The organism is Leptospira dzoumogneensis, from assembly GCF_004770895.1.
Taxonomy (GTDB): Bacteria; Spirochaetota; Leptospiria; order Leptospirales; family Leptospiraceae; genus Leptospira_B; species Leptospira_B dzoumogneensis.
On record NZ_RQHS01000005.1, the window covers coordinates 63475 to 83539 of the forward strand.

Sequence of the window (20065 nt, forward strand, 5' to 3'; positions counted from 1 at the left end):
AAATGGATCCTAGGCATCTCAAACTGGAGAAGTTTGCCGCCTGCGGATTTTTTATCATTACAGTCTACTTAAGTGTGTATCTCACATTGAATCATTATGCGGGAGAAGGTTTTATACTTTCTCTGATCGTAACTCATCTAGGAATATTTATCGCATTCAGAAGAGTATTAGATAGATTAAGCTATTCCGGTTTAGCTTTTTCTCATATTATTCTTTGTTATTGGCTGGGAAAGAACGCTTTAGAGATTCTGTCTACTATCGATGGATGGAAACAGGGATTCTAATATTCCAAAGTTGATCGTAAGTAAGTTAAATAAGAAAAGAATAAATACAACAACCAATATCAGGACCAAAAGTATCATCAAAGCGATCCTGATAAATCTAACCTGTAAATAGCTGATCCCTAAAGCCAAGTTTTGATAAGTGCTTAGTTCGGGACTTCTTCCGAATTTAAGATAATTTCGGATATAAAACGCAGAAACGGCAATTACCGCTCCTGCTATTAAGATCCCGAAAGGTTCGGAATAATTTTTTTGGAGAACGAATAGCGGAATATAAACAATATTTCCGATCAAAGTTCCCAATGCCACAATCCCTAAAAAGTGGAGAAGTGCAGTAGCAAAAGAATTGTTCCGATTACTTTCGGATCTAAATTCAGATTCGTCTTCTCTCAGATTTTTAAGAGAATAAAAACGATCCGCATCATCTTTAGAAAAAAGTTTTCCGATGGTGAACATCAGATAAACCATTCCGATGATCCATGCGAATGCCAAGAACAAGGATGGTATCACCCAAAAAAGGTCTTCCGCTTTTCCTGAACTTGCACCTGCCAACGCGATATTCGGCATACTGAAAAGTCCGTGAATAAAACCGAAAAAGTATAAAACCCTATTTAAGAACGCGTAGAAGAACGCTTTGAAATAAAGAGAAAGAAAAGAAGTCAGGGAAAGAACTGCTAAGAATACATAAAAGAAGATCTGTAATCTTTGTCCGAGTAAAACTCTTCCCAATCTGTTTTTGATCTCTTCCGGTTGAGAATCACTCGGAAGACTTGGATCTTCTATCTCTTTTAAGATATTTTCAGTCAGAAGCATCTGAGAGATCGCACCACCCTGGAAATAAAATCCGGAGATTGGTTCTCTTGCAGTCCCATCTAATAACGCTTCCATAGTAGAAGTGTCGTTTGTATTCAGAAATGTAGGCTGTAGGAAAAGTTGAAATCCACTGACCAGTAGAAGAACAAAAGGGATAATGTAAGTGATGGTCAATTTAATGCGAGATTTCATACCTTAATCCGTCGATAGGGCTATGATTTTACTTAGCTGGATTCTCTCCATCCAAAAAGTTACGAGAGAATACCTGACTTAAAGTAAGAATACAAAAATCGCGATCATTCCGATTCCTACAACTCCCAAAGCGATGAGTACAGTCAGAAGTAGACTGGATTCTCCCGCTTCTAAAGAAGCGCTGGAAGCTGTAGAAGTGTTTGAGCCGCTAGATTTAGAAACCGGTTTTTCTCCGGTATAAAGACGGACTTTGATAGAATTTTCTTCTTCGTAAATTTTGCCAAAGACATCATTACCTATTTTGACTATGGTTTCGTTCTCCACACCTTTATTCTCTGTGGCAACAACCGTGGCCGGAATAGGTTTAATACTTCCGTCTTCCGTTTTAAGTTTCATAGAATCTATGATCCCCATAGTAGTAGGATCACTTCCTGTGAGTTGTACTACAATTTGGTCACCAGGTTTGAGCTGATTGACCGGAATTCCGGAAACAGGAGAAAGAATAAATTTGAACTGAACTCTTGCAGCAGTCGGCGGGATAGAAGCATCTATCCCAGTTGGGACTCCGATTGGAATTACGGGAGTTTCCTCCGGTGCTGAATCTTCTTGAGATTCTTCGGAATCCAAAGTCTCGAAGGCAGATTTTCCGGAACCTGCTTCATCGATCTTGTCACGATCGATCAAAGAATACCAAAGGCTGATATCCGGTTTGGAATTTCCCATGGCTTGGTTTTGGATCTGGTTGACCAGATATTTGATCTTATCATCTTCACGTTTATTGATATAATGGATAAGCTGCTCCATAAAATCGTCGGAGCGTCCGCTGTTTGAGAATAATTCCTGAAGTTTATTGGTAAGATTTTTAAGCTGTTTGCCTTCGTATTTGATCTTTTGGCAGACATTGGTGACATCTTTGAAGGTGGTTCCGGATAACGGAATATTGATCAACTCGCTGTTTCCTACGGCGACTACTTCGAATCTATCGATCCGACTGGAAACCGGATCCACGATTCCCCCAAATAAGATGTAAAGAGAGGAAGCCCCGTCCCTAGACTGAAATAATAAGGAATATACTTGTTCGGATGGCATAAAATTTCGAATGAAACACCGATACTACTATGAGGCCAAATCGGTATCGACTTTTTTTTGACATCCTGCATCGGAATCTGATAATTGTCAAACTAAGGAAATTTGCGGATTTGTTTAATTTCAACCGCCCAACTGATGAATTTCTTCTTTCATAGATCCCCCCTAATCCTACTTCTCACTTCTCGCTATATTCGAGGATCCAGAGTCACAGGATTGCTTTCGATCAAGTCCAGGATTTCGTTCATTGTCATGGCTGTCGGAGTCGCCCTTCTGATCGTAGTACTTTCTATCTTTAACGGATTCCAAAGGCAACTTAAGGAATCCTTGTGGCAGGGCGGGGAACATATTACAATTGAAAGCAGTTCCAATGGCGGGGAAATCCGAGATTACCAAAAGATCATCAAATATATACAAAACGATCCGGACCTAAAAGACCGTATCATTTCCGTAGAAGGTGGGATCCAAAGTCATGGGCTCATCCAAAGATATAACGTATTTTATCCGGTTCTTATCAAGGCAGTCGCCGTTCCGAGTGTGGATGAATTGATAGAACATAAACTTCATAATTTCCCGAGAATAGTTCATTACGATAGAGAAGAGCTAAGTCACCTGAATCGAGAGAGCTATATCATTCTAGGAAAAGAGATGGAGGACCTTTACAATTTCAGTTTGGGCAAACAACTTACTTTAGCGGTTCCCGGGGGAAGGTTCTCTCTCGGAAAAGGAGTCGAAGTAAGCGTTCAAAACTTCAGAGTATCCGGATTTTTTAAAACAGGGAATTACAAGTTCGATTCCAGCTTTGTTTACATGTCCTTACCTGTTGCTCAGAAATTTTTCAAAATGAAAGATTCCGTAAATCAGATCACTATCAAAGCAAAGTCATTGGATGATCTTGCGATCAGTAAACGTAAATTGTACAGACTATTTAATAGTTTAGAATTTGAACAAGAAATCGATGCAGCTTCTTCTTTATCCGTTAGAACGATTGCAGAAGAGCAGGAAAATCTTTTGGCAGCACTGCAGTTGGAAAAGACGATCATCTCTATTATCGTTTTCTTATTTATTATCTTGGCAGCACTCGGGATGGTCGCTTCCGTATATTCTCTAGTGAGAGCAAAACGTAAGTCTATCGGAGTTTTAAAAGCGCTCGGACTTCCTGCTTCCGATATTCTTTTGATCTTTACATTGAATGCGATGCTTGTGGGGATCTTAGCTTCTTTGACCGGCGGAGTTGGAGGAGTATTCTTAGCAAACTCACTCGATACTATTATAGGTTATATAGAAGAGATCATCAATCTTTTGGGGCCTTCTTTCACCGGTTCCGATTGGACACCTGTGGAGTTAGTTCCTAAACGAATTTATTATTTCGATAAGCTGCCGGTGGATATCAATATACCTTTTATTTTTATGGTAACTACCGCAGCTACTATACTTTCCGGGATCGCAGGATACTTCCCAGCAAGATGGGCCGCGAGCCTGAATCCTGTCGACACCATAAGGAACGACTAACGTGAGCATCATTAAGATCCGAAATCTGGTCAAAAAGTATCATATCCTGGAAAAGGAATTTTCCGTACTAGATGGATTGGATATGGATGTGGAAGAAGGTGAGATCTTCTCCATCGAAGGAAAATCCGGGATCGGAAAATCCACACTACTGAATATTCTAGGAGCCATGGATAGTTTCGATTCGGGTGAGATCGAGATCTGCGGTATCAATCTAAACAATTTAGATGAGAAAGGAAAAGAAAATTTCCGCGCTGAAAAGATCGCATTCATCTTCCAACATCATCTTCTTCTTCCTGACTTCTCCGCTCTGGAGAATGTGAGCATTCCACTTTTGATCAAAGGTTATTCCACTTCTAAAGCGGAGAAGGAAGCGATCTCCATGCTGGAGAAAGTAGGACTGAAAGAAAGGATTCATTCTCATCCTTCTCAATTGTCCGGAGGAGAAAGTGCAAGAGTCGGTGTGGCAAGGGCATTAGTCGCCGGAAAAAAACTCATACTTGCAGATGAACCTACCGGGAATTTGGACAGAGAAAATTCTAGAAATCTAATGAGTCTGATCCAAGAACTACAAAAGGATCTTAAATTCAGTCTAATACTAGTGACCCACGATATGGAACTGGCAGCACTTGCTCATAAAAGAAACCAGATCTTCCAAGGAAAACTCAAACCCGCAGTGGTCCCACAAACGGTATAAACATTTATGGATGGCTGTATTTATTGCGGCTTATCCCTTCTCGACTGGAAAAATCGGGGAAAGATAGGATGCGCTCACTGCATCCAATTTTTGGGAGAAGAATACACTAAGTTTATTCCGATCCAGGCGCCTTCCGAATGGGAACCACCTTCTCATTTTACTGCAATTGGACTTTGGGAAAAATTCAGAAAAACAAATTGGGAAGAAGGTCTGTCCTATCTAGATTCTCACCGTTTACCTTTCACATATAGGTTTCGTATCGCCAGAAATCCGAAACATTCTACGTATACCAAACGTACCGAAAAAACGGACCAATTCCTAAATTCATTTTTAGAAGAGACTGATTCCCAAACCGAAGATCTAAATTCTGGAAAAAAACATCCGATCCTAGAATTAAAGCAAAGAATTCCCTGGAATTCAGGGACATTAGTGATGGGAGACGAGGATCATATTCGTTGGGAATATGTGACTGATTCCCTGCTTGAGTTAAACTCTGTCCTAAAATCCGATTTTTTAAAGAAATTCGAGGCGGAAGATAAGTTTGATTTTCAAAAAGGGATCGGATTCATCAATTCCTGTCCTACGAACTCCGGTTTTGGAGACAAACTTTCTGTTTCTATTCCGGCAAGACTTGCGGACTCGGGAGAATTAAGGGATTTCAGGCTGCCTACAGACTGGGGCTTCTATCGGGAAGAATTGAAGGGCAGATTGGTCTTTTTCCGAAAAAATTTCGGTCCAAATCGAAAAAATTCCTTTTTCAATTTGGTTTCGTATTTAGCCTTACTGGTAATAAGCGGAAAAGACGGGACAAAAGCCTCATTTGCCCCGTAATCCTTTTTGGTTAACTAGTCCGATATATTCTTTAAGGGAGATTCCGGCTCCCAGTTGGAAATTGGATGCGAATACAGTCTAACCTACAGAACCCATCAGGAAGGGCGTGCAATTATGTTGGAATTTACTAAAAGAGCAAAACGAGTAATCAACGAGATCGCGCAAGACGAAGCAAAACGTCTTGGTAGCGAATTTATCGGCCCTGAGCATATCTTATTAGGATTGTTAAAGGAAGAAGATTCGGTCGCGATAAAAATACTGAATAACCTGAACATCAACCTGAACGAACTTCGTAAAGAAGTAGAGCGCAGGACCAGGGAGAACTCCGGCACATTGTTGATGGACATGGCCCAAGGACAGGATCGATACCAAAAAATTATCGAACTATCTAAGGAAGAAGCCAAACGTCTGAAACACAACTATGTTGGAACCGAACATATCCTTCTAGCGTTATTAAGAGATAATAATAATATCGCAGGCGGAGCGTTATACTCCTTTAGCGTGAATTATAATGTGATCAAGGGAGAGATCTTACGTTTGTTAGGAGCTCCTCCTACAAGCACAGTAGGTGTATCCAGCCAGCCGACCGCTCAACCTGGAACTCCTCGTGCTGAAAAAACGAAAACTCCAATCTTGGATGAGTTCGCAAGAGATCTTACTCAACTAGCCAGAGATAAAAAACTGGATCCGGTTGTGGGGAGGTCCAACGAGATCCAAAGGGTGATCCAAATCCTTTCTCGTAAAACTAAGAATAACCCAGTATTAGTTGGAGAGTCCGGAGTTGGTAAAACAGCAATCGTAGAAGGACTCGCGCTTGCGATCGTAGAGAAGAATGTTCCGGACCTTCTATTCGATAAACGTGTACTTTCCTTGGATCTAGCAAGCTTGATCGCAGGAACCAAGTATCGCGGAGAATTCGAAGAAAGATTAAAGAAGATCATGAAAGAAATTTCTTCTTCTAATAATATCATCATATTTATCGATGAGTTGCATACTCTGATCGGAGCTGGTGCGGCAGAAGGAGCGGTAGACGCAGCAAATATCCTGAAACCTGCACTTGCAAGAGGGGAATTGCAATGTATCGGAGCTACTACCAGCACAGAATACCGCAAGTATATAGAGCGTGATTCTGCATTGGAAAGAAGGTTCCAAGTAGTAAAAGTTGCAGAACCTTCCGTAGACGATGCTATCCAAATCCTTACAGGACTCAAAAAAGCATACGAAGCTCACCACAAGGTGCGCTACTCTGATCGTGCTTTGGAACAATCCGTTAAGTTATCACATAGATATATCAATGATAGATATTTACCTGACAAGGCGATCGACATCATAGACGAAGCGGGTGCAAAAGCAAGACTTGCAAATTGCGCTCGTCCTCAAGCGGTAAAAGACTTGGAAGAAGAGATCAAATCACTTTCTCAAAAGAAAGAAGATCTGGTCCGTTCTCAAGAGTATGAAAAAGCTGCTGGAGTTCGCGACGAAGTAAATCGTAAGAAACAAGTTCTGGAAGAAAAGATCAGATCTTGGCAGGAGAAACTGGACGATTTCGCGGTTTCTATCGACGAAGACGATATTCTTTCGGTGGTTTCTCAGTGGACCGGAATTCCATTACAAAGAATGGAAGAGAACGAATCTTCTAGACTACTTCGTTTGGAAGAAGAGCTTAAACTAAGAGTTGTCGGTCAGGACGAAGCTATCGAGAAGATCGCAAAATCCGTTCGTAGAGCACGCACTGGATTCAAAGCAGAGCGTAGACCTACCGGATCCTTTATCTTCCTCGGACCTACCGGTGTAGGTAAAACCGAGTTAGCGAAAGCGCTTGCTGAGTTCTTATTCGGAGACCAAGATGCTATGCTTCGTGTGGATATGTCCGAGTATATGGAACCGCATGCAGTTAGTAGATTGATCGGTGCTCCTCCAGGTTATGTTGGTTATGATGATGGCGGACAATTGACTGAGTTCGTTCGTAAAAAACCGTATTCTATCATCTTGTTGGATGAGATCGAAAAAGCTCACCATGATATTTTCAACGTTCTTCTCCAAGTAATGGAAGAAGGGAACCTGACCGATACAAAAGGTCGTAAGGTAAACTTTAGAGACGCGATCATCATCATGACTTCTAACATCGGTGCTAAGGAAATTTCCAGCACAGTTCGTTTAGGATTCGAAGATCGTTCCGGAGAGACCGACAAGTACAAGTCTGACCAAGCTCGTGAGCAGTTGAAAAAACATTTCAACCCAGAGTTCTTGAACAGGGTGGATGAGGTCGTTTACTTCAAACCTCTCAGAAAAGAAGAGCTTATGGCGATTATGGATATCATGATCAGAGACACCAATAAGCGATTATTGGATAAAAAGATCAAGATAGACCTGACTCAAGAAGCGAAGGATCACTTCATGGATATAGGCTACGACGAGAAGTTCGGAGCACGTCCATTACGCAGAGTATTCCAACGCGAGTTAGAAGATTATATGGCAGTTCAAACTTTGAAAGGCGCTTACAAAGAGCCTACCAAGATCACAGTTGCCTTCAAAGAGGGTAAACTGGACTTCTTGGAAGAAGTTTGGACAGATTATAAACCTGCAGATCAAGGTTCCGACGGAGGAAATTCTCCGAACAATCCGGAGCGTTCCGAAGAACCTGCGCTAGTGTAAAAGATCTTTGCCCCCTGCCGGAAACGAAAAGGGGGCTTTTGATCTAAAAAGGGAGACTTTATTGGAGAGGGTCTATGCCGTACCTGATTCCCATTATATTTGTGCTCCTTTACCTTCTGGTCCGTAAGGTATGGTTCCATTTACGCAAGATCAGAACCGTAGCAGGGATCGAAAAAATTTCCCTATGTGTTTTCCAGCCTGATTTATTTCTTCCCGAGGTACGCGTCCTCTACAAATACTACTTCCAAGGCGGGGTCTACTTCGGATCCGGTTATATGCTGTTGACTGATTTCCTCGACCAAGAGGAATACGAGATCTACAGAAACTTGGACGGTTTACCTGTTTTGGAAACCGGGGATTTTCAGATCGTATCTGAGGAAAGAATAGAACATTTCCTTTCCATACGATATCCGAGTATAATCGTTTTCATCGACCCGGTGGAGCCATTTCATTCCTTAATTGATTGTCTAAATACAAAATCAATGGGGGTCCCCACCTAAAATTTTTCCCGCCTATAAAAAGTGACCAAAAGATGCACAAAGGAAAATTACTCCTACTTACACTGATACTATTTGTTTTTTCCGCGGGGAATAGTTTCGCTCAGAGCGAACCGGATTATCAAACAGCATTAGCGGAATTCCAAAAAGGAAATTCAGAAAAAGCTCTAGAGATCATTCGTGTACTTCACGAACAGGGAAAAAGATCTTACGATACTCATTATTTAGCCGCCTTCTGTCATTATAATGCGGGAAGAAATAAATCCGCAGCCACTCATTGGTCCGAAGCATTAAAACTAAAACCTGGAGATCCCGCCGTAAGTGTGGATTTTGCCAGATATCTGATCCAAGCAGGTAGGAATTCCGACGCATTAGAGATCATTTATAATTCTTACCAAACGAATCCTAAAAATAGAGAAGTAAGATTATTATACGCGACTGCCTTATTATATAATAATAAAGCTCGAGAAGCATTATATATTATCGAAAAACTAAAAGCGGAAGATGGGAACGATTACCGTCCTTTAGTTTTAGAAGCTCAGGTGTACTTCTATTTAGGAAGTGCGGAAAAAGCGGAAGTCAGTTTGAAATGGGCTCAGTCCTTAGTTCCTAATAATCCGAATGTATTGAACAACCTTGGATTAGTTTATGAAAAAGCAGGAAACCAAGAAGCAAAAAGAGGGAATATCAAAAAGGCTCTCGAACAATTAAGAAATGCAAAAGAACAATTGGAATCCGCGCTTAAGTTAAAACCTGACGATGAAAAAATAAAAGGTAATATCAGAAGAATAGAGGCAAGGATCAATGCCCTTTCCGCCGGCTGAAAAAAAGGTATTATTCCATACCTTAGGTTGTAGGCTCAATTTTTTTGAGTCTGACGGTTTATTCTCTTCTTTGAGTAAACACGGATATTCCGTGGCCGCAGGGGAAGATATCCCTGATGTGGTGGTGGTTAATACTTGCACTGTCACAAATAAAGCAGATTCAAGAAATCGTAATATTATTCGAAATGCGATCAAAAGATATCCAGGCGCTCAGGTCTGGGTAACAGGTTGTTACGCGCAAACCGATAAAGAATCTATAGAATCAATCCCTGGTATCGCAGGTGTGATCGGCAACGAGAACAAATCCGATCTGCCTAGGTTGATCTTAGAAAAAGAAGGCGCAGATCCTTCTCATATCCAAACAGTTTCAGATAGATTTGCATATTCGGATGTTCTCCCCAACGGACATACCAGAGCTTATTTAAAGATCCAAGACGGCTGCGATCGCCAATGCTCTTATTGTAAAATTCCCCAAGCGAGAGGAAAAGGTGTCTCTCGAAATTGGACGGATGTGCTAGATCAGGTTTCCTTCTTACAAGACAATGGAGTAGGAGAGATCATACTTACAGGTGTGAACCTTGGCTGGTATAGAGATGGAGAAGGCAGAAAGGCATTTCCAAAGATGCTTGAGGCAATCTTGAATAAGTTGGAATATTCCAGACTTAGACTTTCTTCCATCGAGCCGCCTGATGTAGGTGTGGAACTTGCCGAATTATTAACTCATCCTAGATTTACTCCATTCTTACATGTTCCTTTACAAAGCGGAAGTAAAGAGATCCTGAAAAAAATGAAACGCAGTTATACTCCTGAAACTTTCCGTAAAAGGATAGAACTTGCCAAGTCCAAAGTCCCCGATCTGTTCTTAGGAACCGATGTAATCGTAGGTTTTCCTGGAGAAACGGAAACTGACTTTGCGGATTCCACTTCTATTTTGGAAGAATTAGGTTTTTCTAAAATACATGCGTTTCCTTTTTCTGTTCGTAAAAATACTTCTGCGGAGCAATTCCCGGAAACTGTTTCGAAAGAAACTAAAAAGGAAAGAGTTCATTCTCTCATGGATCTTTCCCAAAGGTTACATCGTAAATATGCAGAAAGCCAATTTTCTAAAAAGAGAGAGGCGGTTTTGGAAGGTGGCGGGATTGCAGTTACCGATAATTATCTGAAAGCGGTTATCCCGGAAAACGATCTGAAAAGTTTAAGCCCAGGGCAATTTTTGACTGTAGAGATCGGAGAATATATCCCGGATGCTTCCGACAAAGAAGGCAAGGTTTCCGCGAGAATATTGGCCGCGATCGGTTGATCCGGATAAAGAATATTTCGATTTTATAAAATTCTAACCTATATTTATAATGTGCCGAAGCCCTGAAAAACGGGAAATTTTATTGCCTTAGTGATCCTGTATAAAAATGTTTCTCAAACGTTAGTATACCTTTCCCTTTTTCGGGTAGGTCTGCCCCTAAATGAGTTAGGTTTTTATTTGGATGAAATTAAAATTCTTAGTATTCTTTTTCTTTCTAACACTGGTTTCCTGTATCACTATTCCGGTTCAGGTTTCCTTAAGTGACCCACCGGATCAAAAACAACCTCTCCCATTAACCGTCTTTATCGAAAGAGTGAGTCTACCTTCCGGAATTAATTCGGTGCAGACTAAAGAAGATAATTTGACTCTTGCAGTTATCGAATATGCTCGAAAAGCGAATTATTTTCAAAGGGTATCTTACGTTAGTTATAAAGAACCTTCCGATAAGAATTATAAAATTTTTAATATTTCCTGCTCCAGTTTCGAGGAAATTAGAAAACCTCATCCTGCTTATTTCCCTTTAGCGATTTTGACTTTCACAATTTATATTTGGGCGGGAGGCGCAATTGCAACGGATTCGGCAAGCTATGATTGCGATTTAACCGTTAAAAATCCTAATAATAAGGTTCTATTCAGGAATGTTAAGAAATTATTAAATACTCGCGACGTAAATCTTTACAGTAAATATTATGTGTTCCCGAGCGGGATCGAGGATAGGACCGAAGTAATATCCTCATTGATCGACTCATATTATAACGCCCATCGATTCATATTAAAACATAGTAATGGAGACAAAAATAAATGAAAAAAATAGGATTGGTTATAGCTTCTTGTGCAGTAATTGGACTGTTCAATTGCGCTACTTTCACTAAGTATCCGGAAGGATTTCAAAATCCGACTTACCAAAAGCCTGAAAAAGCTTCTAATAAGACTATATCAGTGACTTATACTCAGAAATCATTTTCTGACAGCGGACAATCGTTAGAGGTAAATGCCAACGCTCTGGAAGCAATGCAGAAAGAGTTTGAAAAACATATTTCGGAATCCGGTTACTTTAAAGGTACTACAACCGCATTACAGCCTTCTGACTTGAAATTACAGATTGAAGGAGTTGACCAAGGTGGCGGCGGCGGTCAGGCCCTTGCTTTTATCAGCGGTTTGACTCTTACTGTTCTACCTGCTTGGGCGAAGGATGATTTTACGATTACGTATACTTTTAAAGATAAAAAAGATAAAGTAGTGAAGCAGTACATTAGAAACGTTACATTCAACACTTGGATCCAGCTTTTACTTATTTTCGCGTTCCCTTTCAAATCTCCCGGTTCGGAAATTTCAGCGGGTTTCAAAACCACTACTTATTCCGTATTAGAAGAAGCTTCTAAAGACGGGATTTATAATTTAAAATAGACCATATGAGCGATTTTAAGGGTATGTCCCTTAAAATCGTTTCTTTAAGATCTGATCAATTCTTCCGAATAAGTTTCTTCTTCTCTTAGATCATAATAACCATATTCGAATTCAGGACCGGATTGGATCTCTAAGCCGTATACGTTCTCACTGATACGAACGGTTTTAATGATCTCTAATTTATATTGTTCCGCTAAGAACTTCATCTTATCTAAAGAGATCTTATCATTGATCCTAGGCCCGACAGGATATTCGTTTTTGACCCAGTCTAGAACGATCAATTTGCCACCCTTCTTCATGGAACGAATTAGTCCGTCCATTGCTTGCCCAGGGTCGGCAAAAGTAGAAAGTACTAAAGAAGCAAAGATGACTTCGGGTACAGGGATCCATTCCGGCAATAAGGGGCGATCCGCCTTCTCCATATAAAATGGCGTAAATCTTTGGATATCTTCTCTGTTTTTCCAATGTAATACTTCGTCCAAGAAGTCTTGGTTACATTCTGCACCCCAAACCCATCCCTCTTTATGGATGGATTTCAGAAGAGTTTCCGTCCAGAAACCTAAGCCCATCCCGAAATCCACGATATTCTGTACATCCTTCAGGGAAAAATGTTTCAAAACGGTTTCTGGAGGAGTAAGCTCACGTCTCTTACTTGAGAGGAGAAAATTCTGATATTCTGGGTCGTAATAATATTCTATATCGATCATTTATATGCCGGAAGTCGTATTATGTCTTATGAATGCTTTCATTAGTCAAGATCAAACCAAAGGGAGAAGTTTCCGTATCTTGTGTATTTTATATTATTTTCCCCACATTCTCCTAAAAACCGAAGTAAAAATTTGCATTGTAGCAACCGATAATCTAGTTCGGAACCTTATTTCCAGATGAAAATTCGACTCCGGATCCTATCTATATTCTTCCTGATGGCATTAGGAAATTCTATCTATGCCCAGGATACCTTTCGTCTGGACAATGATAACGCAAGTGTCGCAAATTCTATCAATGTAGAAGTCCTTAAGGACGGTAGATCCGTTCGTATCTCTTGGGAAGCTCCTAGAGAGACAGGCGAGATCATAGTGGCTCGATCTTCTTCTATCATTGATAATCCTGAAAAATGTTATATCTCCGATTCTTTGGGAAAATTTCCGAGCGGTGTAGCTAACGGAGTGAATCAGATCTATGATTATAATCTGAAACCGGGAACTTATTATTACGCGGTTATATTAGCGAATCATGTAAGGAAGAAGGATGTAAGATTAGTCGCGAATCGTAACTATACTACGATCCCTATCGTGATTGAGAACAATCCGCCGCCTCAAACAAATAATTATCCGCCGACCAATACTCAGAATAATTATCCTCCTTCTACGAATACAAATCAACCTCCACCCGAAGAACAGAAGTATCTTTCGGATAACGCTAGAGTCACAGATATATCGGTAAAAAGAGAAGGTCAGTTCTTGCGTATTTCCTGGGAACCTTATCCGAAAGGGATCCAAGGCGAGACTATTTACACTATCTATAAATCCGCGGAACCGATGTCCAGTATGACATTGATGAGAAAAGCGGAGAAGTTGGCGGAGGTTTCTCATCCGGAGAATACTTTCTTGGATCAGGATCTGACCAAGTCTCAAACTCTTTATTATGGTGTTTCAGTAAAACAAGGTTTGAAGGAAGTTTTACCCTTAGTTCAGAACCAATCTTTCATTCGTCAGTTCTATGTTTATGATCAGGACAAAAGAAAACCTCCTAAAGAAGATGAAGTAGTTACTAATCCTCAATTCGCGTACGATGAAATGCACGTGAAGGATCTAAAGGCGTCTGTCGTTGACGGAGGAGTTCGTTTAGATTGGAAATCTCCCGATCGCGCAGATGAAAATACTGTCTATTCCATATACCAAGCAGGCAAACCTTTGTCTGGAGGAGTTTCTACCTTCTTAGGCGGCAATGTTAGAAAGTTGGGAGAAGTTTCTCATCCGGATACTAACGTTATGGTTAAGATGAAACCGTACTCCGGAACCATGTATTTCGGTATTACGGTGAAACGTGGAGACATGGAAGATTTCACTCTGACCCAAGACCAATCTTATGTTGCGATCGGCGGCGCGGGTCCTGCTGATAATACTCAAACTGCAGAGAACGATAAACCTAGTAAGCACGATCCGAAAGAAGAAGAGCAAGCTCCTCAGGACAACCAAAATGTTCAGAATAATGAAAAACAACCTCTGATCGTCGAGCAGGAAGAACCTAGCGATGAAGAGATAGACCGAGTATTGAGATCGACATATTGGAAAAACGAATACGGAGAAGCAGTAAAACAGTTGGCTCCTTATGCGGGCTCGAACGATATCGATATAAGAGGAAAGGCCAAGTTTTTCCTTGGAATGTCTTTTTATAAAAAGGGTGAATATAACAAAGCCCTAAAGTTCTTCGTTCAAAAGGAAACGAAGAACTATAATCCGGAACGAACCGAGTTCTGGACCAAACAATGTCTGGCCCGGATCGGCGGAGGAAGAAGATGAACCGTTCCATCATATTAGTCACAGGATTTTTATTCGTATGCGCAGGTCTTCTTACAGGGATTTATACTGCGGTGATCCAAGACACGGATTCCACAAATAAAGGGATCCTGGAAAAAGTAAGAGAAGGGGAGGAATTCTTAAAACATTCCAATCCTAAATCCTCGGAAAAGGCTTTGGATATTTTTGCGGAATTATCTTCCAAAGATGTGGGTTCCGATCTTTCTTTCCGTATCCAATACGATCTTGCAGCCTCTCTGGACAAAACCGGAGATAAGATGAGAGCACTTGGTATCTTCAGGGAGCTGAACCAGAAAGAAGGTTTGGCTCGCGAAGAAAAGGCTCGGGTCGCCTACGGCCTTGGGAATCTTCTTCTTTTATTGAACAGAGACGAGGAAGGTAAGGGTCATTTGGAAGAAGTTCTTAGAACTTCCGGAGACAATAAACTTAGATCTAACGCGTTATCCGCAATTGCCGATTATTATATGAAAAAAGGTAATTACGATCAGTCTAGAAAGAACTACGTATTGGCCTTACAAGAAGACCCTGAAAACGTAAAAGCCAGGGTAAGATGGGGAAAATCTTTACGCAGAATGGGCAAAGACTGGTCCGCTTACGATGTATACGAGGATTACGTTCAGTCGGATGCTTACTTCGATCCGGACAAGGTTTCTGTGGATAAAGAATTCCGTTCCGGGCTTTTGGAGAAGGGTAGAGAATTATACGTACGTAAAGAATATTACTCCGCTATCGAAACCTTGAAAAAGGCATTGGACATCGGTGTCAGCGAAAGAGCAAGAGAACAAGCTTGGTATTATATCGCGGAAAGTTATGATGCTTTGGGAAAATCAGAGCAAGCCATCCAATACCTAAACAAAATGTTAGAGAATTCGGATGGAAGTATGGACCAAGCAGCTATGTTCAGAAAGGGAACCATCTATTTCAGAGGTGGAAAGTATGAGAAAGCCGCTGCGGTTTTCCAAGAATCTGCTGATAGAAATCCTGATAGTCCTGTGGGTAAAAAATCCGCTGCTTGGAAGAAGGAAGCCTTGGATCAGATTGAAGACGATCTAAGATACAAGGACGGAGAAGGCGGCGGAAAAGCAAAACCTTCCGACGACGATCGCCAAGACGACGACTGGAAATATTAAGAAATTTTAATTAGAAGAAGTCTGAACGAATTCCTGTTCGGACATTTGGATCCGTATCCCTAAACAATCATAGATTGCATGCGGGATATCTTTCAAAGCGTGGATTTTGTCCTTCATTTGATCCGTGTATTTACCATACAGAATGGTCGGCACAGGATTTACCGTATGAACATCCACGGTCAGGTCTTCCAAGTTTCCATGATCGGAAGTAATAATGAGTTGGTCTTGTTCCGGATCCATCGCATCCAAAACTCCTAACAAAAAGTTCTCCAAGTCGGAGATACATTTTTCGGCGCCCTTCCAATTCATCTTATGACCTACCTTATCCGTGATAAAGTATTCATAGATACATAACGTATGTCCCTTCATTGCAGGAATGATATCTTTCCCGGTTTTGTACGGGTCTTGGATCTCTAAAACCGGATCATCCTTATCTATAAAATCCCTTCCGAACTTTCTGAGAAAATCTCGGCTGATGTCCATATAGAGACCTTTGCCGTCTCTCAGATCATCCATATCTTTTAAAGGTTTGTCCGCAGCCATTTGGATGAGAGTAGAAGCGGATACATGCCTAGGATGTTTTTTTATATGATCCGCAAATCCGGGAGTATAACAGTTCAGTAAGTCGGCTTTAAATCCGTTCTCCTCTAAGATACGAATAATGGAATATTTAGCGATGATACGTTTTAAGGTGAACGTAGGAAATCCACTCATATGACGGTTCAGCACCTGGCAGGCGTTGATCCCGGTCCAAAGAGAAGTTTGTCCGGTCGCACTTTGGGGAAGTCCTTTGATCCCCATACTCGCATCCGTTTTGAGATAAGTGAGTTCTTGGAGGCGGGAGGGAGAATTTTCCGGGATCGATTTGCCTCCCAAGGGTAGAAAGATCCCCTTTGAATACTTGGAGAACGGATTTTTATCCGGGTCGTTTTCCCCAAAGCCTATCCCGTCTATAAACACATAAAATATCATTTTATTGAGCCGAGAACTATCGATTATCCCATTGAATTAGACTGATTCTTTATGATGGAATCGCCGATACTAGAAAGGTGAACCCGCGCAAACATAGCAAGAGATCTCGAATTCTAGCTCTGATACTGCTATGTATCGTATTGATTTCCATCCCTTTTTTCCCGGGAGCATGGAAGGATTCGGTTTTCTTCTCACCTATCCAGATTCTTAGTTTGTACCCTAAACTGAAAAAGGAATCTTTACTAGACTCCATCCTAGAAAGACTCCAAAACAAATATTATGATCTGGGTTATAGATTCGAATATTTGATGAGAGAATTTCCTAAACCTGAAACAGATAAGGACGCAGAAGTTTTAGGAAAACTTTTTATCTCTTCTATTAAATTAAAACAGATCCGTATTTATGATTATAATTATAGGACCATGTATTCTTCCGATCCGAAAGGCCCGGGGTTTCATAAAGGGCTCAGACTACTCGGAATGCAGGTACCAATAGCAAGTTGGGTAGAAGACACGGATGGATTTTTATTATACAGAAATTCTTTCGGAGATCTATATTTTCAAATTTTAAAAGAAGATGGAGACAGAATTGTTCAAGAAGCAGGCGGTACTAAAAAGTCGTTTTTGCCTCGGGACTTTTCGGAAGGGATCTTATATTGGGTCTATAAGAAGAAGGAAGAAGATCCGGAACTCCTAGAAACAAATTTGAATCCGAACAGCACATTACTTCCTGATACTGAAATTTCTAACTCGGAAGAATCAAAGGCGATGATACATGCACTGCTGGATAAAAATTCCAAATCCCAAAACATAATGGTCCGTCCTGTTTGGGAAAAAACAATCGCAGATGATCTAGAAATTTTTCTATCACAACCCAGAAAGACAAGAGCAGAAGAATTATTATTGATCTTGAGTGCCTTGGGAATTTCTTTGATCGCTTTGATCTGCGGAATACTCGCTTCTAGAATTTTATTCACAATCAGAATGGAGAACCGCTTTTCTGAAAGAGAAGAAGTGATCCAAGTGAAAACCGAGCTGATCCGTCTACTCGGACAATTTAGGGAAAAGACAAAATGATCGGCTTTAAATTCAGACTTATACTCGCTCTATCTTTTATATTTTCCGTTTCAGTACTTCTTTTAGAGCCTTATTTTCCTTCCGGGATTTTTTATAAGTCCAGATTGGAATCAGTATTTTCCTCTTTTAATAAGGAGATCCTAGAGTTAGAAAAAAAGATCAGAGAATCGGATCCGGAAGAATTGGACACGAATCATCTGTTTCTTCCCGTTCGGAATTTTTTGTCCTGGGATCCGAATCTTAAAAATACTCCGAACCTGGAATTTTCAGGAGATAAAGAAAGGTATCTATTGTCCCAAGCATGGGAAGGAAAGACTAGCCGTTTTCTCTCTTTAGAGAATGAACCTGTACTATTTGTTCCATTATATACAAAGTCGGTCGCCGTACTTGCGGTGCTTGATAAGGAAAAATTCAAAATTTCCTTAGATGATAAGATAGAATACTTTGTTCCAGAACCAAGACTTGGGACTTTCCAAGATTGGGAAGAAAAAGGAGACAAGACAGATCCAAGAAAAATTTCGGAAGAAGTTTTAAAGTCCATGAAGGAAGGGGGAAACGACTTCAAAGAGATCCGGCTTGGAGATAAATTATACAGAGCTTATTACGCATTCTATCCGGAAGAAAAAATAGGTTTTATCCAAGGGATCTTACTCTTAGTTCCTTACGAACGTAATATTTTCTTAATATTATTCCCCGTGTTTTTCGGGTTATTATTCCTATTGGATGTATGTATTCTTCTGGTCAGAAAGAATAAATCCTCTTCTTCTTATGCGAGATCGGATGTGTCTAAACTCATCCAAACTCTATCTCAGAGAATAGAAGAAAGTAATTTTAAACATGTAGAAGCCGCAAAATTTCCCGAACTTCAAACTGTACCTGAAATAGTAACTATTCCTCCTGTTTTGGAAACGAAATCGAATGCAAGCGGCACATTCTATGTTCTACCTTTCGATCTGCCTGGAGATTCTTTTTTAACTCCTAAATTTTTAAGAGAGAAGAAGGAGCCGATCCATATCGAAAGAGAAGCGGCATCCGCTCCTTCTGCCGTATCCGTTGTGGAAATGCCGGAAGCTCTCCAGAAAAAAAGAGATTCTATTTTTACGGATGAATTGGCAAGGCTTGTTGAAAAAGTAAAAACAAGCAGTCCTGAAATTCCTCAGATAGAAATTTCGGATCGTCCTAAGGATTCAGGTCTTTTAGCAAAAGCGTTGAGAGTGACTGGACTTGCGGAGATCGGTCTCAAGGCAGCGAGAGGCCTTGCTCCTCAGCATAAGTCTAGATTCTTCCTTTGGGCGAGAGCTTGGTGGGGAATTCGTAAAACGGATCCGAATGAAGAACTTCCTCTATCTGAAAAATTCAGAGGATGGTTGGATAAACAACCTATCCGTGAAAAAAGAAAGATCCTAGAAGTTTTAGATGAGATCCACCAGGGTCTGGATACTCCCATTTCTTCCTTACTAAAATATTATCTTACGATCTTCTCTTCTCTTCACTTGAAATCTTTTAGTATTCATTTTTATGACAGAAGAAGAGGTGCTTATCTTCCTGTAGTGTCTTACGGTTTGCAGCCTTATAGCCGTCAGAATATGATCTTTTTATACGGAGATCAGTTTTTAGGAAAAGAAGTTGGAGATGTTTCTATCATAGACGTTACCGAGGAAAGACGTAACGATCATTTCTTCCGTAAAAAATTCGATTCTGCGGACCTGGATGGAGTTATGAGAATTATTTCCTTCCCGCTTTTCAGGTCAGGTTTGGATTTTAGATTTTTCCTGATGTTCCCGGATCCACCTAATAATGATTTGGCGGAACAGATCAGAGAGAATGTGGAAAATTCCATAGAACCGGTGGAAGATGCGTTTTTACAATTGGAAATAGAGCAGGCTTCTCATGCCATCCAGGACAAAAGAGATTTGGTCCAAATCCAATTCTTACTTCTCCGTTGGGCGACCCACGGTGAAAGAAGCAGATGTAATCTGTACAAGATCAAATGTACAGGCGACTTGGATTATCCTTCTATAGACAAATGGAGAAAGGACGTTTTGGATGAGATCCAGCCTAAGCTCGGAGCGGAAGATTACGGATTCGGGGTTTCACCTTCCGAAATTTTCGTTTTGTCCAGAGAAGAAAGAGAATCAGAACTGAGACTGATTTTGGATTCGATAGGCAAAGAGTATAAGATCACTCCACTTCCTTATCCGGAAAATGGAAAAAATTTATACACTTATATTTAATATTTTCCTAAATCGGATAAG

The 20065-nt window shown here is 40.6% G+C and carries 18 protein-coding genes; 14 read left to right on the top strand and 4 right to left on the bottom strand.

Features of this window, described 5'->3' with window-relative positions; translation table 11 throughout:
* The first annotated feature begins 2 nt into the window (after nt 1-2).
* Nucleotides 3-284 carry a hypothetical protein gene (locus EHR06_RS01565; RefSeq protein WP_135755414.1) on the top strand — a complete coding sequence of 94 codons (282 nt, stop codon included), beginning with the start codon at nt 3-5 and terminating at the stop codon, nt 282-284.
* On the opposite strand, the gene EHR06_RS01570 is transcribed toward EHR06_RS01565, so the two are convergent.
* Nucleotides 240-1286, bottom strand: coding sequence for an LIC_10230 family protein (locus tag EHR06_RS01570; RefSeq protein WP_135755415.1), 1047 nt, complete (start codon nt 1284-1286; stop codon nt 240-242). The two genes, EHR06_RS01565 and EHR06_RS01570, sit on opposite strands and share 45 nt — an antisense overlap.
* A gap of 78 nt (nt 1287-1364) precedes the next feature.
* Nucleotides 1365-2375, bottom strand: coding sequence for a hypothetical protein (locus tag EHR06_RS01575; protein ID WP_135755416.1), 1011 nt, complete (start codon nt 2373-2375; stop codon nt 1365-1367).
* 135 nt (nt 2376-2510) lie between these two features.
* Between EHR06_RS01575 and EHR06_RS01580 the strand changes: the two genes are divergently transcribed.
* The 9 genes from EHR06_RS01580 to EHR06_RS01620 all read left to right on the top strand — a co-directional run bounded on the left by EHR06_RS01580 (nt 2511) and on the right by EHR06_RS01620 (nt 12092).
* Nucleotides 2511-3884 (top strand): ABC transporter permease, encoded by a 1374-nt coding sequence (locus EHR06_RS01580; protein ID WP_135755417.1) that lies wholly within the window; start codon nt 2511-2513, stop codon nt 3882-3884.
* A gap of 1 nt (nt 3885) precedes the next feature.
* Nucleotides 3886-4578, top strand: coding sequence for an ABC transporter ATP-binding protein (locus tag EHR06_RS01585; RefSeq protein WP_135755418.1), 693 nt, complete (start codon nt 3886-3888; stop codon nt 4576-4578).
* Between the two features lie 6 nt (nt 4579-4584).
* Nucleotides 4585-5409 (top strand): ATP--guanido phosphotransferase, encoded by an 825-nt coding sequence (locus EHR06_RS01590; protein WP_208757729.1) that lies wholly within the window; start codon nt 4585-4587, stop codon nt 5407-5409.
* Nucleotides 5410-5523: 114 nt separating this feature from the next.
* Entirely contained in the window at nt 5524-8064 is a 2541-nt protein-coding gene (locus EHR06_RS01595; RefSeq protein WP_135755419.1) for an ATP-dependent Clp protease ATP-binding subunit, read from the top strand.
* 74 nt (nt 8065-8138) lie between these two features.
* Entirely contained in the window at nt 8139-8564 is a 426-nt protein-coding gene (locus tag EHR06_RS01600) for a hypothetical protein (protein ID WP_020769211.1), read from the top strand.
* A 32-nt stretch (nt 8565-8596) separates the two neighbouring features.
* On the top strand, nt 8597-9385 hold the full coding sequence (locus EHR06_RS01605; RefSeq protein WP_135755420.1) for a tetratricopeptide repeat protein: 789 nt from the start codon (nt 8597-8599) through the stop codon (nt 9383-9385).
* The gene (mtaB, locus tag EHR06_RS01610; protein WP_135755421.1) at nt 9366-10685 is read left to right on the top strand and encodes a tRNA (N(6)-L-threonylcarbamoyladenosine(37)-C(2))-methylthiotransferase MtaB; all 1320 of its coding nucleotides are present in this window, start codon (nt 9366-9368) and stop codon (nt 10683-10685) included. Before EHR06_RS01605 ends, mtaB begins: the two co-directional genes overlap by 20 nt.
* 181 nt (nt 10686-10866) lie before the next feature.
* The gene (locus tag EHR06_RS01615) at nt 10867-11490 is read left to right on the top strand and encodes a hypothetical protein (RefSeq protein ID WP_135755422.1); all 624 of its coding nucleotides are present in this window, start codon (nt 10867-10869) and stop codon (nt 11488-11490) included.
* The gene (locus tag EHR06_RS01620; RefSeq protein ID WP_135755423.1) at nt 11487-12092 is read left to right on the top strand and encodes a hypothetical protein; all 606 of its coding nucleotides are present in this window, start codon (nt 11487-11489) and stop codon (nt 12090-12092) included. Before EHR06_RS01615 ends, EHR06_RS01620 begins: the two co-directional genes overlap by 4 nt.
* A gap of 44 nt (nt 12093-12136) precedes the next feature.
* Here the strand turns inward: EHR06_RS01620 and EHR06_RS01625 are convergent, their stop codons facing one another.
* Nucleotides 12137-12799 carry a class I SAM-dependent methyltransferase gene (locus EHR06_RS01625; RefSeq protein ID WP_135755424.1) on the bottom strand — a complete coding sequence of 221 codons (663 nt, stop codon included), beginning with the start codon at nt 12797-12799 and terminating at the stop codon, nt 12137-12139.
* A gap of 177 nt (nt 12800-12976) precedes the next feature.
* Here EHR06_RS01625 and EHR06_RS01630 point away from each other — a divergent pair, with 177 nt between their 5' ends.
* Complete coding sequence (locus EHR06_RS01630; RefSeq protein ID WP_135755425.1) at nt 12977-14614, top strand: hypothetical protein; 1638 nt, start codon at nt 12977-12979, stop codon at nt 14612-14614.
* Entirely contained in the window at nt 14611-15762 is a 1152-nt protein-coding gene (locus EHR06_RS01635) for a tetratricopeptide repeat protein (protein ID WP_135755426.1), read from the top strand. Before EHR06_RS01630 ends, EHR06_RS01635 begins: the two co-directional genes overlap by 4 nt.
* A 6-nt stretch (nt 15763-15768) precedes the next feature.
* Here EHR06_RS01635 and EHR06_RS01640 read toward each other — a convergent pair whose 3' ends face one another.
* The gene (locus EHR06_RS01640) at nt 15769-16734 is read right to left on the bottom strand and encodes a metalloenzyme (protein ID WP_135755427.1); all 966 of its coding nucleotides are present in this window, start codon (nt 16732-16734) and stop codon (nt 15769-15771) included.
* 212 nt (nt 16735-16946) lie between these two features.
* Between EHR06_RS01640 and EHR06_RS01645 the strand changes: the two genes are divergently transcribed.
* A complete protein-coding gene (locus EHR06_RS01645) occupies nt 16947-17810 on the top strand; it encodes a hypothetical protein (protein ID WP_244288463.1) in 864 nt (287 codons plus the stop codon).
* Nucleotides 17807-20044, top strand: coding sequence for a hypothetical protein (locus EHR06_RS01650; protein ID WP_135755429.1), 2238 nt, complete (start codon nt 17807-17809; stop codon nt 20042-20044). Before EHR06_RS01645 ends, EHR06_RS01650 begins: the two co-directional genes overlap by 4 nt.
* Nucleotides 20045-20065: the final 21 nt, after the last annotated feature.

Coding starts and splice junctions, on each gene's coding strand:
- EHR06_RS01570 (WP_135755415.1), bottom strand. CDS start 1,286: ATGAAATCTCGCATTAAATTGACCATCACTTACATTATCCCTTTTGTT.
- EHR06_RS01605 (WP_135755420.1), top strand. CDS start 8,597: ATGCACAAAGGAAAATTACTCCTACTTACACTGATACTATTTGTTTTT.
- EHR06_RS01620 (WP_135755423.1), top strand. CDS start 11,487: ATGAAAAAAATAGGATTGGTTATAGCTTCTTGTGCAGTAATTGGACTG.
- EHR06_RS01635 (WP_135755426.1), top strand. CDS start 14,611: ATGAACCGTTCCATCATATTAGTCACAGGATTTTTATTCGTATGCGCA.
- EHR06_RS01640 (WP_135755427.1), bottom strand. CDS start 16,734: ATGATATTTTATGTGTTTATAGACGGGATAGGCTTTGGGGAAAACGAC.
- EHR06_RS01565 (WP_135755414.1), top strand. CDS start 3: ATGGATCCTAGGCATCTCAAACTGGAGAAGTTTGCCGCCTGCGGATTT.
- EHR06_RS01630 (WP_135755425.1), top strand. CDS start 12,977: ATGAAAATTCGACTCCGGATCCTATCTATATTCTTCCTGATGGCATTA.
- mtaB (WP_135755421.1), top strand. CDS start 9,366: ATGCCCTTTCCGCCGGCTGAAAAAAAGGTATTATTCCATACCTTAGGT.
- EHR06_RS01580 (WP_135755417.1), top strand. CDS start 2,511: ATGAATTTCTTCTTTCATAGATCCCCCCTAATCCTACTTCTCACTTCT.
- EHR06_RS01615 (WP_135755422.1), top strand. CDS start 10,867: ATGAAATTAAAATTCTTAGTATTCTTTTTCTTTCTAACACTGGTTTCC.
- EHR06_RS01625 (WP_135755424.1), bottom strand. CDS start 12,799: ATGATCGATATAGAATATTATTACGACCCAGAATATCAGAATTTTCTC.
- EHR06_RS01650 (WP_135755429.1), top strand. CDS start 17,807: ATGATCGGCTTTAAATTCAGACTTATACTCGCTCTATCTTTTATATTT.
- EHR06_RS01575 (WP_135755416.1), bottom strand. CDS start 2,375: ATGCCATCCGAACAAGTATATTCCTTATTATTTCAGTCTAGGGACGGG.
- EHR06_RS01595 (WP_135755419.1), top strand. CDS start 5,524: ATGTTGGAATTTACTAAAAGAGCAAAACGAGTAATCAACGAGATCGCG.
- EHR06_RS01590 (WP_208757729.1), top strand. CDS start 4,585: ATGGATGGCTGTATTTATTGCGGCTTATCCCTTCTCGACTGGAAAAAT.
- EHR06_RS01600 (WP_020769211.1), top strand. CDS start 8,139: ATGCCGTACCTGATTCCCATTATATTTGTGCTCCTTTACCTTCTGGTC.